This window comes from Anabaena sp. TISTR 8404 (assembly GCF_056847745.1).
In genome coordinates this window covers 5521114-5537835 of the sequence record NZ_CP180578.1, presented here as the reverse complement: position 1 = coordinate 5537835, position 16722 = coordinate 5521114, and the positions used below count along the sequence as shown (strand labels likewise).

The following is a 16722-nucleotide window of genomic DNA, read 5'->3' as shown; positions in this document are numbered from 1 at the left end:
AGCATTAAGAGTTGAGTTGCAAGTTTTGAAATCAGGTCTATTGACTATTGCAGATGCAAAACCTCTGAGCATCAAGAATGCTGGAAACACATACTTGCTAGGAAAAATTAATTAATTATGGATAAAAAGACCTGAAGCTTTGACATCAATTATAAAATATTAATTAATTGTAAATTTTTTAAAATCTTATTTTTATACTATTTTATTCTTAGTTCTTTACAAAGTCCTTCCATTGACTATTAATTATTGGCTAATAACTATAAACTCATAACTTATCACTCCTGTCTACTACTACAAATGACTGAAGCAACAGCACCTCGTCTCGAAATTGGCGTTAAGGAAACCGTGCCAACGATTCATTACCTGGTAGCAATGCCCCAACCAGAAACCCATCTGTTTGAGGTGAGCTTGCGACTTGTTAATCACTCATCCCCAACACTGGACTTGAAAATGCCGGTGTGGACACCAGGATCATATTTAGTAAGGGAATACGCCAAAAATTTACAAGATTTTACAGCCTTTGCTGGAGAGCAGCCCTTGTCTTGGCGGAAAATCAGCAAAAACCACTGGCAAGTAAACACAAACGGTATTTCTGAATTAACGGTGCATTACCGCATATTTGCCAATGAGCTATCGGTACGAACAAACCATTTAGATAGCACCCACGGTTATTTCAACGGCGCAGCCCTGTTTTTTAGATTACGTGGTTGTGAAAAGTTACCCATTCAAGTCACTATTGTGCCACCGCATCCAGAATGGCGAGTCACTACTGCCTTACCTTCAGTTGAGGGACAGTCTTCTACCTTTTATGCTGCCGATTTTGACACTCTTGTAGATAGCCCCTTTGAAATTGGTTATCACGAGTTATATCAATTTGAAGTTTTGGGAAAACCTCATGAACTGGCTATTTGGGGACAAGGAAATTACCAAGCACAACGAATAATTGCCGATATTCAAAAAATTATTCATGTAGAAGCACAGATATTTGGTGGTTTACCTTACGACAGATATGTGTTTCTGCTACATTTGTTTGCTCAAGCTTATGGTGGTTTGGAGCATAAAAACTGTTGCTCTTTAATTTATCAGCGTTTTGGTTTTAGCTCATCAGATAAATACGATCGCTTTATTCAACTGGTAGCACACGAGTTTTTTCACTTATGGAATGTTAAACGCATTCGTCCAAAAGCATTAGAAGTTTTTGACTACGATCGCGAAAATTATACATCTTCTTTGTGGTTCTGTGAAGGAACTACCAGTTACTATGATTTACTCATTCCTCTGCGGGCAGGAATTTATGATGCTAAATCATATTTTCATAACTGGAGTAAGGAAATTTCCAGGTTTCTTACCACACCAGGACGAAAAGTGCAATCACTTGCCGAATCCAGTTTTGATGCTTGGATTAAACTCTATCGCCCAGATGCTAATAGCAATAATTCCCAAATTTCCTACTATTTGAAGGGAGAAATGGTTTCTTTACTGCTAGATTTGCTGATTAGAGAGCGCTCTAAAAATCAGCGTTCTTTGGATGATGTGATGCGGCAAATGTGGCGCAAGTTTGGCAAACAAGAAATTGGTTATACTCCAGAACAATTGCAGGAAGTCATTGAATCTGTAGCAGAAATAAATTTGACTGACTTCTTTAACCGCTACATTAACGGTACTGAAGAGTTGCCTTTTAATCAGTACCTAGAACCTTTTGGCTTACAGGTGATTGCGGACAAAGAAGAAGAACCTTACTTTGGTTTGAGATTAAACACCGAGAATGGGCGAGAAATAGTTAAGTTTGTTGAATTCGGTTCACCTGCACAATTAGCAGGAATTGATGCTGGTGATGAGTTACTGGCTATTGCTGGCATACGTGTAACAGCCCATCAACTAAGCGATCGCTTAAAAGATTACCAACCAAACGACGTTATTCAGGTAACAGTTTTTCATCAAGATGAACTGCGTACCTGTTCTGTCACCTTGGCTGCACCTCGTCCTAGTAAGTATCAGGTCGTTCCAGTCAACAATCCTAATGCAACCCAAAAAGAAAACTTTGCTGGCTGGTTAGGTGTACCGCTTACTACTCTTCGGTAATACTGCTACTTTTGTATGTTTTGATTTCTGAATCATAACTAATTAGGGGCGCATATATTGCGCCCCTAAGCATATGTTCTATTAAATAGCTGCCTAGAAAAACATAGAATCTTATTTCCCTGACATAAAACTAAATTTCTCAAGCTAGAGATAGGCTTGGGTATAACTGCTTTATCTTTGAGCAAGATGAAAATAAAATATTAATGTCTGCTTACGAAAAATCTCTACAAAAAGAGAGATATGTAACCATAATTGAATCACTTGAGATAATCAGTTATTCGTTTGATGAATTTACTTGTATTTTTTATTTGAAATTTTAACAAATAGATTATGCACTTTTTTGATAAGTTGTACATAAATATTGCGCAGAACCAAAGTTTACTATTTGTAGGGCTTGATCCCAACCCAGAGATGATGCCTAGCGGCTATCAGTCTCAAGATGTAATTACGGGTTTAGGAAATTGGTTGCAATTTATTATTGAAGAAACTGCCGATTTTGTCTGTGCTTATAAGCCAACACTGGGCTTTTATGCAGCTTTAGGCATTCCTGGTTTAGAACTGCTGTACAAAACTTTAGCTGCTATCCCCAGTCATATTCCAATTATTTTAGATGCTAAACATAGTGATTTAAATACTAGTAGTATTTTTGCCCATACTATATTTACACAATGGTGTGTAGATGCAGTTACTCTCAGCCCATATCCAGGGCAAGATCATGTTGCACCATTTTTGGTTTATCCTGATAAAGCCGTATTTATTTTATGTTGTACTTCTAATCCCGGAGCAGAAACTCTACAACAATATCCGGCTAATGATTCACCTCTTTATTTACAGGTAGTCAAAGAAGCCAAAAACTGGGGAACGCCGGAAAAATTGGGTTTAGAAGTAGGAACTACAAATCCTGAAGTTTTGGGGTTAATTCGAGCAGTTGCACCTGAACGAACCATAATGGCACGTAGCATTTGGGCTGAGGGTAATAATAATCTCAAGCAAATATTAGAAGCTGGCTTGAATAGTAATGGTGATGGTTTGCTAATTCCTGTGCCTCAGGATTTATTGGCAAAACCATATTTATCACAGGAAATCCAGTCGTTACGTGCAGAAATTAATCAAATAAAAAGCCAAATTACCTCTGATGCTTCTAGCTGTTCTGTATGGTTATCTGATGTGAGTTTTGAAGAGCAGCAACCCCATAATGATTTAATTTTGCAACTTTACGATATTGGTTGCATTATGTTTGGTAACTTTGTCCAAGCATCAGGAGCGATATTTCCCTATTATATAGATTTACGCAAAATTATTTCTAATCCACAAGTTTTTAATCAAGTTCTCAGTGCCTATGAAAAAATTTTAAGAAACCTAACTTTTGATAGATTAGCAGGTATTCCTTATGGTTCTTTGCCAACTGCCACTGGTTTAGCTCTACGTTTGAATTGTCCAATGGTTTTTCCGCGTAAAGAAGTGAAAGCACACGGAACGCGCAAGGTAATTGAAGGCAACTTCTCGGCTGGTGAAATAGTAGTGGTAGTAGATGATATTTTAATCAGTGGTAAAAGTGTGATGGAAGGAGCAGAAAAGTTGAAATCTGCTGGATTAAATGTGCATGATATTGTGGTTTTAATTGACCATGAATATGGAGTACAAGCAAGACTGCAAGAAAATGGATATAGAAGTCATGCAGTTTTCACTATTTCACAAATAGTCACAACTTTGTACCAGGCAAAACGAATCAATGATGAACAACTTTTAGCTTTCAATCCAAGCTCAGAATAATTATGAATCTAACAGTTAATAGATTAATAAAATGGCTAATTTTAACGCTGTTATTTCCTCTATTGTTTCTCAATGGATGGTTATTATTACGTCTCTTTCAATATTTTCAACCTTTAGTAACCATTCTTGTCTTAGCTTCCTTATTTGCTTTCATTTTAAACTATCCTGTTTCCTTGCTGGAGCGTCAGGGAGTTAAACGCAACTATGGAGTAACATTAGTTTTTATCTTAGCTACTTTTATCCTGGTAACTTTGGGAATTACATTATTGCCCATAGTTTCTGAGCAATTTAATGAAATGGTTAAATTATTGCCTCAATGGATTGATTCTACAGAAGCAAAATTACATAGTTTAAATGAATGGGCTTTTAGCCAGAGTAGCCGTATAGATTTTAGTCGAATTTTTACTAAAATAACAGATAAAATTCCTGATGAACTAGAGTACATTTCAGATAGGCTTTTAAGCATTATTATTGACACAATTGATAGTGTTTCAGGAGCTTTAATTACAGTAGTGTTAAGTTTTTACTTATTGTTAGATGGGCCAAGACTGTGGCAGGGAATATTTAAAAAGTTACCTTGGAATTTTACCCAACAAATAAGTGAATCTATCCAGCAAAATTTTCAAAATTACTTGATTGGGCAAGGCACTTTAGCGTTACTGATGGGATTTTCCCAAACATTAATGTTTTTGTTATTTCAAGTTCAGTTTGGGTTACTGTTTGGGTTGGGAGTGGGAATTTTGAGCTTGATCCCCTTTGGAGATGTGTTTAGTTTGATTGTAATTACTTTAATTATAGCTACCCATGATTTTTGGTTAGCAGTTAAAGTGTTGGCAGTAGCTATGATTATTGATCAGTTAATTGACCAAGCGATCGCTCCCCGGTTATTAGGAAGTTTTACAGGGCTAAGACCAATCTGGGTATTGATTTCTTTATTGGTAGGCACTTATGTCGGTGGCGTTTTGGGGTTAATTATTGCTGTACCAGTAGCTGGTTTTATTAAAGATATTGCAGACGGTTTTACTCTGGCTAATAATTCTAATACTGCGGTTGCAGGTGAAGATGCAGAGATGCTACCGCAAGAATCTACATCTGCATAGGTTAAGAATTTTAAATACCCTTAAATCCCATTTCTGCTTCTACTTGTTGTACTTGGGTAGAATTTACCATTTCGGGAGCATTAGCTCGACGAGTGTAACGCATAACTCCAATTTGGCTGATGAATATTCCAACTACAATCAAACTACCACCTATATATTGAGGTGTAGTTGGGGCTTCATCTAATATAAAATAAGCGGACAAAATACCTGCAATTGGAGTAAATGAGCCAACTAAGGAAGCTACAGATACCGTAGAAGCTCTCAAACCTTTGAACCATAGTGACTGGCCTAAAACTATAATTATCACACTATAAAGCAGCATCCACCGCCACAAAAAAGGCGAAAATACTTCCACAAAATGATGTTGACCGTATAGCCATAAAGCCAGAAAGAAAAATACTATAGTCCCTAAAATAGTCCGATAGATGGTAAAAATTCCTAAGGGAATGTGTGAGACGTATTTTTTCCCAATAACTGTAGCCAAGGTTGCTGCTATTGCTCCCGCTGCGGCGAAAATCTCACCTATACCCAAATGAAAACCGGGCATACTCATCATGACTTGTCCAGGCGGTTGGAGTAAGATCGTCAGTGCAACACCAACAAAAGCTGCGATCGCTCCGATAATTTCCCAAAAATTTACCCGTTCCTTTAAAAACCAGATTGATAACGCTAAAGCCAGTGGTGGTTCTAATCTGCCAATCAAAATCACATTGTTGACATTGGTGAGTGCCAATGCTTGGAAAATTAAACCAGGAGCCAACGCTCCAGATAGAATAGATACCAGCGACAACACTAGCCAATTCTTCACAGATATTTGTTTCAATACTGTTTTTTTCCACTGTCGCCCATAGATGATCAGCAGAAGCATCAAAGCACAGATGTTACCAACGAACAAAACATTACACAGAGAAATAGGATTTCTGCCATTTATTAAGTTTTGCGCACCAATTTCTGTTAATTTGCGAGTAACTGCACTTGATGCTCCGAAAATTATGATTGCTACCCAGAGATAGGCTTGGTTGGGAATTTTGTCAATGAAACGATGCCATCTTCTCAGGCTAGTCACAACAATACCACTTGCAGTTGCAATACAAATAATGTCAACAATACTAAAAATTTTTGCTTAAGTCCAGGTGAGAAAAGTCTGAAATAGCCTTAAAAATTACCTGAGATTTCTTGACATCACAATTACCTGAGAAAATGCTGAGTTTAAACTGAATCTTCTCAAGGAATAAATTCAGACAATTTATGGCTAAGTTTCAGATCAGCTTCAGTAGCATCTGAGATGCTCTGGATGGTTGCTATAAAGCTCAAATATAAGGAATACCAACCAATGAAATTTGCCCCTTCCTTACTTACAGGTGTTGCTATAGCTGGTTTACTGACAGTTGGGGATGTTACATTACAAGGCGTACAACCTTCACAAACTCAAGCAATTGCTGCTGAAGGCAAAGATGCCCTGGGTTTAACTCCTCAGCAAGAAATTGACTTGATCACTAAAAATAAAGGTGTACCTGGTAGTGGTGATCAGCTGCGTCGTTTCTTCTTTGGCGACCTTGAACCTATCGGAATTCAACCTGGTGGTGCAGGTCAAGTTGTTAACCTTTACAACAAAGCTAACGATACTACATTTTCTTACTGTTCAACCTTTGATGTAGTTGTAGCTGTGAAAAAGGGCAAAGTTCCGAAGTTTCCTGCTAATGAAGTTAAGTAATTTTGCTTGGTAATTTAAGTAATATATATGTGTTTTAGGGTAGCAAACAGTATATCTGGCAGTTACCCTAATCTTTTTTTAGGCTAGTTGTACACTTACAGCAGAATTCAGGAGTCAGGAGTCAGAATTCAAAATAAGAATAGGCTCTATACCTAGCTTTGAGACTTAAATGGTGTCCTTTACTTACTTGAAATATCCTGTATAAGCTAATCGTCATTTAAATTGCACTATTTTCATAGTAATGAAAGCTGCAAACCCTCTCCCTTGATCCCTGCCCCCTGCCAAGAACTGCGGTCTCAATGTGCAAATTAAATGTTGAACAGCTTATAACATTTATCTCTCCCATACCAGTAGTTAATTCCAGCAGCAAGATGGCTCTGGGATTAGTCATGTTGAATCAAATTTGTAATGTTTATGTCATTAGTCATTTTATAGATAGAAATGACTAATGACAAATGACTAATTTATAAAACCCCTTTAGAACTAGGAATTGTCCCAGCACGACGAGGATCAAATTCAGTTGCCATGCGCATGGCTCTAGCAAAAGCCTTAAATGTTGCTTCAATAATGTGATGAGAATTGATGCCATCTAGTTGGCGGATGTGCAGTGTCATTTGGCTATGATTCACTAATGCCACAAAAAATTCCCGCACTAGTTGGGTGTCATAGGTTCCAACTCGTTGTGTTGGAATTTGCAAGCCGTAACTCAGTTGAGGTCGTCCAGAGAAATCTAAAGCTACCTGAATTAAAGCTTCATCTAATGGTGCTAAAAAATTACCAAAGCGGACAATACCTTTTCTGTCACCTAATGCTTGATGCAAAGCTTGGCCTAAAGTAATACCAACATCTTCGTTAGTGTGATGGTCATCAATTTCCCAGTCGCCCTTAGCTTTGACATCTAAATCAATCAAACCGTGGGAGGAAATTTGATGCAACATGTGATCTAAAAATGGAATACCAGTGGCAGCGTTGCATTTTCCCGTGCCATCCAGGTTAATAGTCACTTGCACATCAGTTTCACCAGTAACCCGGTGAACAGAGGCAATACGAGCGGTGGTAATTGCTGCAACTTGTTGTAGAACAGAGTCTTTACTAGAGGTATCGCTGATTTGCATAGCTAACTAGGGAGCATAAAGGCTGAAGTCTAAAGTATGAAGTAAGAAGTCTAAAATTTCATCCTTCATACTTCACACTTCATACTTTTGATTACATTCCCATAATTTCATATCCTGCATCCACGTACAGAACTTGCCCGGTAATACCACTGGCTAAATCACTGCACAAGAAAGCCGCCGTATTACCCACTTCTTGTTGAGTTACTGTACGTCGCAGGGGAGCTACTTGTTCAACATGATGAATCATGTCTAAAATGCCGCCAACTGCTGAAGATGCCAAAGTCCGAATTGGGCCAGCGGAAATAGCATTGACGCGAATATTTTGCGGGCCGAGTTCTGTGGCTAAATAACGCACACTCGCTTCTAAACCTGCTTTGGCAACTCCCATCACGTTGTAGTTAGGAACAGCCCGAACACCACCAAGATATGTCAGAGTAACAATGCTACCGCCTTCTGTCATTAAAGGTTTAGCCGCGCCACTTAACTGTACTAGCGAATAGGTACTAATTTCTAAAGCTGTGTTGAAACCTGAACGGGAGGTTTGGCTAAAATCTCCACTCAAATCATCTTTATTAGCAAAAGCTAGACAGTGGATGAGGATATCTAACCTGCCCCACTTTTCTCGAACTGCCTCAAAGGTAGAGTGAATCTGTTCGTCGTTCTGGACATTACAGGGAACAAATAAGCTGGGGTTGAGAGGTTCTACCAATTCCGCAACTTTTTTTTCCATCTTGCCGCGTTCATCAGGGAGGTAAGTAATACCTAAATTAGCTCCGGCGGCGTGCAATTGTTGAGCGATACCCCAAGCGATGGAGCGATTATTGGCAATACCTGTAACGAGGGCGTTTTTTCCAGTCAGATTCAGCATACAAATTATTAACAGGATCAATCATGGTAAAGATGTCTGAGCAGTATCAAATATTTTTCTTTCTCCTTTGGGCGTGGTGCGGCGTTAATAAAGCTACTATTCAAAAAACTCAAAGCTTGAAATCAAAGCCTTTTGAACACTAGTTGCTTCAACGAAAGTTCGTTGTGCAACGCACTGGCTGTTTTTGACTTCGGCGTAGCTGTACTAGCTTACCTTTTTGAGAAGGCAATTACAGCCTTGAAGTCTAAATTTTTTAGGGGAAATTAGAATACTTCAACTGCTTAGTGTATCACCTGGGACTTTTCAGACATCCTCTTAGGAGGATACTAGAAACTGAGGCCTGTTTTTCTTGGTTTGCCAGAGGATTTATAAAAATCATGTTTAACAACAAAGAATCCAGGAGTCAGGAGCCAGAATTGGTGAATTTACCTGAGTGCGACTGGTGGATGAATAAACTGTGAAACGCTACACCAAATTAGAAATTTTTTGGTGCTTCTAGATGATAAGTCTTTTTGCCTCATTAATAGCGAGGTATGAAGCCTTGGGTATAGCTTCGCTGAGAGCGAGTCTTTTTTCAATGGGAGACGCTACGCTAACGAGAGTCTTGAGTCTGAGTCCTGAATTCTAAATGCCGAATTCTTCTTTAATTCAATAGGTGTGTTTGCTGCATAAAAAATTGTCTGCTATTCCTGAAGATATTCTCAAGATATGGTGAATTTTTTTGCAAAAAACCTGATGAATACGACTTTGTAAGTACTTATAACAACTACTAGCTAAAAAGGTGAAAAATTATGTATCATTATGAACAAATAACTTGGAAGTGTAGGATTTGAGTATAGGAAAGTACAGAAAGGTTGACGGTGATTTATTCATTTTTCAGGTGTATTCTTAGGTAATCAGTTTCTTTGTTTTTCCGGCATTGGGTAGGGGAAGGGAGATGATCGTGACACAAGATAAAGCCCTAGCAAATGTTTTTCGTCAGATGGCAACTGGGGCGTTTCCGCCTGTTGTGGAAACGTTTGAACGCAACAAAACGATCTTTTTCCCGGGCGATCCTGCTGAACGAGTTTATTTTCTTCTTAAGGGTGCTGTAAAACTTTCCAGGGTATACGAAGCAGGAGAAGAAATAACAGTAGCACTATTGCGGGAAAATAGTGTTTTTGGTGTGTTGTCTTTGCTGACGGGAAATAAGTCTGATCGGTTTTACCATGCTGTTGCATTTACACCTGTAGAATTGCTGTCAGCACCAATCGAACAAGTAGAGCAAGCACTCAAGGAAAATCCAGAATTATCAATGCTAATGTTGCGAGGTCTATCTTCGCGGATTTTGCAGACAGAGATGATGATTGAAACTCTAGCTCACCGAGATATGGGTTCAAGATTGGTGAGTTTTTTATTAATTCTTTGTCGTGATTTTGGTGTTCCTTGTGCAGATGGGATCACAATTGATCTGAAGCTATCTCATCAAGCGATCGCCGAGGCAATTGGCTCTACTCGCGTTACTGTCACAAGGTTACTAGGTGATTTGCGTGAAAAGAAAATGATTTCTATTCATAAAAAGAAGATTACTGTGCATAAACCTGTTAGCTTAAGTAGGCAGTTCACTTAAAAACAATTGGAGGTAATGGAGTTGGCAAGTATTGTATTTTTGCAGATAATACCCGTAGCTGGAGGTAAATCATCAGTTGATTAATCTGAGCTATTGCCAATCTCTGATCCTCCACAGACAATGGTCGAAAGTAGTAGGCTGTATCTGGAACCATTTCGGTAGCTGAAGATGACCACCGGGTACATCCTCATCGCAGCAATTTTAATTTTGGGAGGCGTAATTGCCACTGTGGGCGATCGCATTGGCACACGGGTTGGCAAAGCCCGCCTCTCACTATTTAAGCTGCGACCAAAAAATACGGCAGTACTGATAACAATTTTTACAGGTGGGTTAATTTCAGCATCAACTCTGGGGATTTTGTTTGCGGCTGACGAAGGATTGCGTAAGGGAGTCTTTGAGTTAGAAGATATTCAAAAAGACCTCAGAAACAAACGAGAACAGCTAAAAACCGCAGAAGCACAAAAAAGCCAGGTAGAGAAAGAGTTAAGCCAAGCAAGAATTGAACAAACCAAAGCCCAGCAAGATTTGCAAGCAATTAATAAATCCTTGCAAGCAGCTAACGCTAAACAAAGAGAAACCCAAGCACAGCTTAATTTAACCATTAGCCGCCAAGCACAAACGCAAGCGCAACTGCAACGCACTCAAGGGCGTTTGAATCAAGTGGCAACGCAGTACCAACAAGCTAGATCTGAACTACAAAGCGTTTACAATCAAAGACAAGCCTTACAAGTGGCTGTAGGACAATTAAAGGCAGAACAGCAAAGACTGTACGCAGAGGCGAAAAAAGCTATTGATGAAGCGAAAGCAGCCATTACAAAACGCGATCGCGAACTTGCCAACCGCCAAGAAATTATTGAACAGCGCGATCACAAAATTGCCCAACTAGATAAACTAATTCAAAGTCGCAATCTAGAAATTACTGCACGAGAACAAGTCATTGCCACACGCGAATCTCGTCTCAAAGAATTAGAAAGACAACAGGATTTTTTAGAACAGGAAGTAGCAAGGCTAGAAAAATACTATCAGTCTTATCAAGACCTGCGCTTGGGCAAATTGGCTTTGGTTCGAGGTCAAGTTTTGGCAGGTGCTGTTATTCAAGTTCAGCAAGCTGCGTCTGCGCGTCAGGCAATTCTACAACTTTTAGGAGAAGCTAACCAAAATGCCATCTTTCAATTAACTGAACCAGGTGCAACACCAGAAAATACACAAATACTGCGTGTTACTCAAGAAAGAGTTGAGCAGTTGATCAGACAAATCAGCGATGGTAAAGAATATGTGGTGCGAATTTTCTCCGCAGGTAATTACGTTAGAGGAGAAAAACAGATAGAATTCTTTGCAGATGCTGCAAGGAATATACTAGTCTTTTCAGGAGGGGAAGTGCTGGCTAGTACTAGCGCTGATCCCAAAACCATGACATCTTATCAACTACGGCAAAGACTAGATTTGCTGATTTCTGCTTCGCAATTTCGGGCTAGGAATGCTGGCATTGTGGAAAGTGTGCAAGTAGATGGGACTTTTTTACGCTTTATCAACCAGTTAAGACAATACGATCAGCCTTTAGATATTAAAGCGATCGCCGCAGAAGATACCTATACAGCAGGGCCTCTGCGCGTGAAATTATTAGCAATCCAAAACGGCAAAGTTATTTTCAGTACATAAAATTTTCCCAAAAATCGCTAACAGGGAAGGGGAATGGGGAACAGTTTAATATGAACTTAAATCAATTCTCACCAACTCAACCAGTAATTCTCGGCTTTGATCCTGGTAAAGATAAGTGTGGTTTAGCGGTGATGGGATTAGATCGGCAACTGCATTATCATCAAGTTGTACCATCACCAGAAGCGATCGCCAATATCGAAACATTACAACAAAGATATCCTGTTTCCTTACTTGTTATGGGCAATCAAACCACAGCCAAGCAGTGGAAACAGAAATTACAACAAGAATTAGTGCAACCATTAAATATCATGTTAGTAGATGAGCGCTACTCTACCTTAGAAGCACGCGATCGCTATTGGCAAATGTATCCTCCTCAAGGATTAACAAAACTATTACCAAAAGGAATGCGCCAACCACCAAGACCAATAGATGACATTGTGGCTATCTTGTTAATTGAAAGATATTTAAATCGCCTGACAGAATCAGCAGTCAATAGTCAATAGTCAATGGTTAAACAGGCAGAATTCACAAGGTATTTCAGACTTCAGATTTCACACTTTAGACTTACTTGCCTCCTCATAACTCTGCTCGGATAGTAAAAGCATAGTCTCCTCCTGGCTCCAACTGATAATCTTGTTTTTCTAAAAAGCGACCAAGAGGTTCTTTGATTAAAGCCCGACCTTGGGAAGGCTTCACAGAAAGTTCTCCACGGCGGAAATGCCACTGGAAATGCCACTCAAAGTCTCCCGCGCTGACTTCGCCCTCAAGAAAGCCATGTTGCCAGGATTGGCGCGTAATTCTGACATGGGCAGTAGTTTCTGGCAAACGTTTTGCACTCACAATGCTTTAGGTAAAGTGTGGGATAAAAGCAAACAATGCAGTCTACTTCTTTTATTTACCAAACTTCGCCGCGATCGACAAACTGACAAAAGGTAGCTTTCACACGTTGTTGAATAGCTAAACGGCTGAAATTACAACTTATACCAATTCTCTAAAATCCGGCAATACATTCAAAAACCGAACCCCAGACCATACCTGATTTTCTTAATTACTAACTACGAATTGGTATGACAAAAAAACCCGGACAAGCCGGGTGTAAATTTGCTGAATACGCAAGCTTGATTGCTATGTTTTAATTAGCCACCTAAGCTGCGCCAATCAACCAATACATCCTGAATTGAGATTGATTTATTGTAAAGTTGCAGAATAATCAGCAAAAACACGAAAAATAGCCCCATAAACACGGCCATTACAGGGGTAGTTCCCCAGCCTGGAGCCACTTTACCATACTCAGAATTTAAAGGTCTCAGGATGTCTCCCAACCTAGTCCGTTGTGCCATAGTTCACCTAAGATTAGTTGCCAAGCTTTTTTTAATCTTCTGTAATATTCTATAAGAATAGCACTCATAATCTATCTATATCTTATGGAACCCGCAATAGTTCTTAGCATTTCTGTCTGTGCGATTCTTGTAGCCATTACAGGGTATGGAATTTATACTTCGTTCGGCCCACCAAGCAAAGAGTTGGCAGATCCTTTTGAAGACCACGAAGATTAGTTTTAGTCAATAGTCCTCAGTCAATAGTCCATAGTAAAATATGGTGACTCAGGACTAATGGCTTACACCTGTTAGGAATTAAGTGCTGGTATCACTTTGATACTGGTGATTTTCCAAGGTTGTATTGTAAGTGTTTGTTGCTTATTTAAAAATTCCGTGATATCTAGGGGACGCTCTAATAAATCTACTGTATCTCCCAGACATAGCCCGAAATCACTCTGCAAATGTAACTCGGCTGTTTCTCCCTGGGATTCGTAACAGCGCAAAATAAACTCCTGGGGATTATTTTCTGTTGGCTTCAGTGCCATTAAGATTAAGTTTTGAGAATTTAAATTTAAGAAACTGATTCTGTCGGGAGTGGGAAGTGTACTTCGACTGCGCTCAGTAACCTCGGAGTGGGGAGTGGGAAGAGGGGAGTGCTGAGTAGAAAGAACTTTTAGGGGAATGTTGAGTTCATAGCCACGTTGTACTGTTTTGGCTGATTGCCAAGTACCTGAGTGGGGATACAATGCGTAGGTAAATTCGTGGAAGCCTCGGTCGGCTTCTGGGTCTGGCCAGTTGGGACTGCGTAATAAGGATAGGCGTAGTTGATTGGGTTGAGCATCGTAACCATATTTACAATCATTGAGCAAACTGACACCGTAATTACCGAGTTCAGTTTCTTCAGTTAAATCAGCCCAATGCAAGGCGGGTACTTCCCATTTGGCTTTTTCTGCGGCGGTTTCCGGTTTCGTAGGACGAAGAATAGCACCACAGGGTATTTCATAAGTGGCAAAGTCTGCTTCGACACTTAAGGGAAAGGCCGCTTTGACAAATACTTGATTTTCTTGCCAATTAACTGTGGTACTAATTTTGAGTACGGGTGAACCTGCTTGTAAAATATAATCTTGACAAAATTCTGATTCTCCTAACTGACGCACCACACGCCAGCGATGCTGCACTGGCCCTTGTTCCAATATTTGAATAGATTTGAGGCTGGTGGCTGGTAAGGGGTGTTGTGCATAATTAGGATCAATATTCCAAGCATCCCAATATTGACCACTATCTTTAAAAGCTTGCAATTGATTTCCTGCGCCACTCAATACTTCTCGTTGATGAGTCTTATCAAAAACGCTAGATAAATCACCTGTGTCGGGGTCAATAACTACTCGTAGGAATTGATTTTCTAGAACAAAATCAGGGGTAGGGGATGATGAATTGTTGGGGAGTGGGGATGCTGGGACAAGCCAAAATAGACGATAACCTACGGGTGGAATATCATTTGCTAAGAATAACAGTGTTGCTGGTTCTGTAAATTGAGAGATCAGTTGATTTCCGGCGACATCGTAGACTTGCCATTCTGGGTTAGTAGTAGGTAAACTGACAGCAACTACCTCAGAACGCTGCCAGTTGAGCGAATTAAACACGAAAATTGGTAAACTATCTGGTTCTGGTGGCTCTGGTAGGATAAAGTGAGATGCGATCGCCTGCATCGATTCTTCTAAGATTCTTGTCCCTACTTGTTCGACTTGCTGCCACTCTGGTAAAGCATCAGTATAAACTTGAGTAATGGAAGAACCAGGCAAAATATCGTGGAATTGGTTAAATAATACCTGCTTCCAAGCTTTTTCTATCTCTGCTTTGGGATATGTTGCACCACAGATGATGGTTGCTAAAGTCGCAAACAGTTCAGCTTGATATAGTAAATTTTCACCACGTCGATTCCAACGCTTTTGATCACCGTGAGTAGTGTAACAGCCGCGGTGGAATTCTAGATAGAGTTCATCATCCCAGGTAGGAAAGTCTGCTTGGCTAATTTGTTGTAAATAGTTTTCGGCGGTTGTAAATTCTAGTTCTGGAAACAGAGGTGAATGTTGCCAGCGTTGGGCAATTTCCAACATATCACGGGTAGGGCCGCCGCCATGATCGCCAACCCCAGGAAGCCAGAGTGATTCTTGTAAATTTGTTTGGGCTTGCCATTCCAGAGTGTAGGATGCCATTTTAATTGGATCAATGCCTTCTCCTATGAGTGCAGACATCAAACTAAATACTTGACTACCGTCAGGCGATCGCCACCAAAAAGCCCCATAATCAAATTTAGTAGTATCATTCCACCGTAGTTTTTGAGTGACGAAGTATTCAACACCTGCGTTAGCAAAAAACTGCGGTAAAGTTGCACAAAAACCAAAGGTATCAGGAACCCAAACTATCGGTGAAAGCTTGCCGAATTTTTCTTGAAAATAGCGCTGACCATACAATAACTGACGGACTATCGATTCACCACTAATCAAATTTAATTCTGGTTCTACCCAGGTAGCGCCAATCATTTCCCACCTTCCAGCAGCTACGGCTTGTTGAATTGCAGCGAATAAATCTGGGCGATGTTCTTCCACCCAAGCATAAAGGGCGGGCGTGGAATGACAAAAGGTTAATTCAGGAAAGTCTTTTTGCAGTTTAAGAACTGACTCAAAAGTATTTTGGGCTGCATTCCAAGTTTCACTTACAGGCCATAGCCATGCTAAATCTAAGTGGGCATGACCAAGTAGAAAAATTTTAAATTTTAGATTTTGGATTTTATATTGAAATAACCTTTGGCGTAGAGACAACAAACATTTTTCCCATTCTTCCCTCTCATTCTCTGCGCCTCTGTGGTTCGTTATCTTTTCTATGTCCGCAGCCAAATTATCCAAGCTTTCCGGCGCAAACTTTTCTAAATAAAGCTGGGTTACTGCCAACTCATCAGCAACAAAACCAGGGTCAGGCTGATTATAATCTGTAGACTCGTAGATTAGGAGCGATCGCATCAAAGCCCCATGATCATGTCCTGGACTTACCAAGCGCAAAGCTACGATAAACTCGTCTCCACCAGACACCGCAGGCTTCAATAATACTCTTGGGGAAAAATCAAACAAATCTCCTGCTTGTACTAATTCTCCATTGACATAAATCTCAGCAGCATCTGCCCACCATACCAAAGCCAACCGCAAAGATAACCCCGCCAAAGGATAACCATGTAAATCTTGGGGAACGATTAGTTTCTGCACTAACCATAAAACTTTTTTACCTCCTGTCCAAGCAATATGTCCTTTAGAATTTAGCTCTACAGGTTGCCAATCAGACCAATTAGATGCGACAACATCAGTAATACTTCGGTCACATTCTTGGTATAGCCAAGTAGACTGAAGATTAACTTGACAATAAGAGCGCAGTTGCTCAATAGTGTCTGAGATTAAATTTGTCTGAGATTGAGATACAGGAAGGGTCATA

The 16722-nt window shown here is 39.9% G+C and carries 14 protein-coding genes; 8 read left to right on the top strand and 6 right to left on the bottom strand.

Going from position 1 to position 16722, the window contains the following annotated elements:
• The first annotated feature begins 297 nt into the window (after window positions 1–297).
• From ACMX3D_RS24050 to ACMX3D_RS24040, 3 genes are all read left to right on the top strand, one after another.
• Window positions 298–2082, top strand: coding sequence for a M61 family metallopeptidase (locus tag ACMX3D_RS24050; protein WP_482748319.1), 1785 nt, complete (start codon window positions 298–300; stop codon window positions 2080–2082).
• 330 nt (window positions 2083–2412) lie between these two features.
• Window positions 2413–3855, top strand: a complete 1443-nt coding sequence (locus tag ACMX3D_RS24045; RefSeq protein WP_482748318.1) for a bifunctional orotidine-5'-phosphate decarboxylase/orotate phosphoribosyltransferase — start codon at window positions 2413–2415, stop codon at window positions 3853–3855.
• Between the two features lie 2 nt (window positions 3856–3857).
• Entirely contained in the window at window positions 3858–4955 is a 1098-nt protein-coding gene (locus ACMX3D_RS24040) for an AI-2E family transporter (RefSeq protein WP_482748317.1), read from the top strand.
• Between the two features lie 10 nt (window positions 4956–4965).
• Here the strand turns inward: ACMX3D_RS24040 and ACMX3D_RS24035 are convergent, their stop codons facing one another.
• Window positions 4966–6021, bottom strand: a complete 1056-nt coding sequence (locus ACMX3D_RS24035; protein WP_482748316.1) for a DMT family transporter — start codon at window positions 6019–6021, stop codon at window positions 4966–4968.
• 267 nt (window positions 6022–6288) lie between these two features.
• Between ACMX3D_RS24035 and ACMX3D_RS24030 the strand changes: the two genes are divergently transcribed.
• Window positions 6289–6669: a hypothetical protein gene (locus ACMX3D_RS24030; protein ID WP_482748315.1), complete on the top strand. Its 381-nt coding sequence runs from the start codon at window positions 6289–6291 to the stop codon at window positions 6667–6669.
• Between the two features lie 464 nt (window positions 6670–7133).
• Here ACMX3D_RS24030 and hisB read toward each other — a convergent pair whose 3' ends face one another.
• Window positions 7134–7784, bottom strand: coding sequence for an imidazoleglycerol-phosphate dehydratase HisB (hisB, locus tag ACMX3D_RS24025; RefSeq protein WP_482748314.1), 651 nt, complete (start codon window positions 7782–7784; stop codon window positions 7134–7136).
• 91 nt (window positions 7785–7875) lie between these two features.
• Window positions 7876–8652 carry an enoyl-ACP reductase FabI gene (fabI, locus tag ACMX3D_RS24020; RefSeq protein ID WP_482748313.1) on the bottom strand — a complete coding sequence of 259 codons (777 nt, stop codon included), beginning with the start codon at window positions 8650–8652 and terminating at the stop codon, window positions 7876–7878.
• A gap of 937 nt (window positions 8653–9589) precedes the next feature.
• Between fabI and ntcA the strand changes: the two genes are divergently transcribed.
• The 3 genes from ntcA (at window position 9590) to ACMX3D_RS24005 (ending at window position 12423) form a co-directional block, all read left to right on the top strand.
• Window positions 9590–10261 (top strand): global nitrogen regulator NtcA, encoded by a 672-nt coding sequence (gene ntcA, locus ACMX3D_RS24015; protein ID WP_015113299.1) that lies wholly within the window; start codon window positions 9590–9592, stop codon window positions 10259–10261.
• Window positions 10262–10429: 168 nt separating this feature from the next.
• Window positions 10430–11920 (top strand): DUF3084 domain-containing protein, encoded by a 1491-nt coding sequence (locus tag ACMX3D_RS24010; RefSeq protein ID WP_482748312.1) that lies wholly within the window; start codon window positions 10430–10432, stop codon window positions 11918–11920.
• Window positions 11921–11970: 50 nt separating this feature from the next.
• Entirely contained in the window at window positions 11971–12423 is a 453-nt protein-coding gene (locus tag ACMX3D_RS24005; protein WP_482748311.1) for a pre-16S rRNA-processing nuclease YqgF, read from the top strand.
• A 73-nt stretch (window positions 12424–12496) separates the two neighbouring features.
• Here the strand turns inward: ACMX3D_RS24005 and ACMX3D_RS24000 are convergent, their stop codons facing one another.
• Complete coding sequence (locus tag ACMX3D_RS24000; protein WP_062287265.1) at window positions 12497–12760, bottom strand: DUF3146 family protein; 264 nt, start codon at window positions 12758–12760, stop codon at window positions 12497–12499.
• 296 nt (window positions 12761–13056) lie between these two features.
• Window positions 13057–13260, bottom strand: a complete 204-nt coding sequence (psbH, locus tag ACMX3D_RS23995; protein WP_482748310.1) for a photosystem II reaction center phosphoprotein PsbH — start codon at window positions 13258–13260, stop codon at window positions 13057–13059.
• Between the two features lie 84 nt (window positions 13261–13344).
• Here psbH and psbN point away from each other — a divergent pair, with 84 nt between their 5' ends.
• Window positions 13345–13476, top strand: coding sequence for a photosystem II reaction center protein PsbN (gene psbN, locus ACMX3D_RS23990; RefSeq protein ID WP_482748309.1), 132 nt, complete (start codon window positions 13345–13347; stop codon window positions 13474–13476).
• A 71-nt stretch (window positions 13477–13547) separates the two neighbouring features.
• Here psbN and ACMX3D_RS23985 read toward each other — a convergent pair whose 3' ends face one another.
• Window positions 13548–16721, bottom strand: coding sequence for an alpha-mannosidase (locus ACMX3D_RS23985; RefSeq protein WP_482748308.1), 3174 nt, complete (start codon window positions 16719–16721; stop codon window positions 13548–13550).
• Window position 16722: the final 1 nt, after the last annotated feature.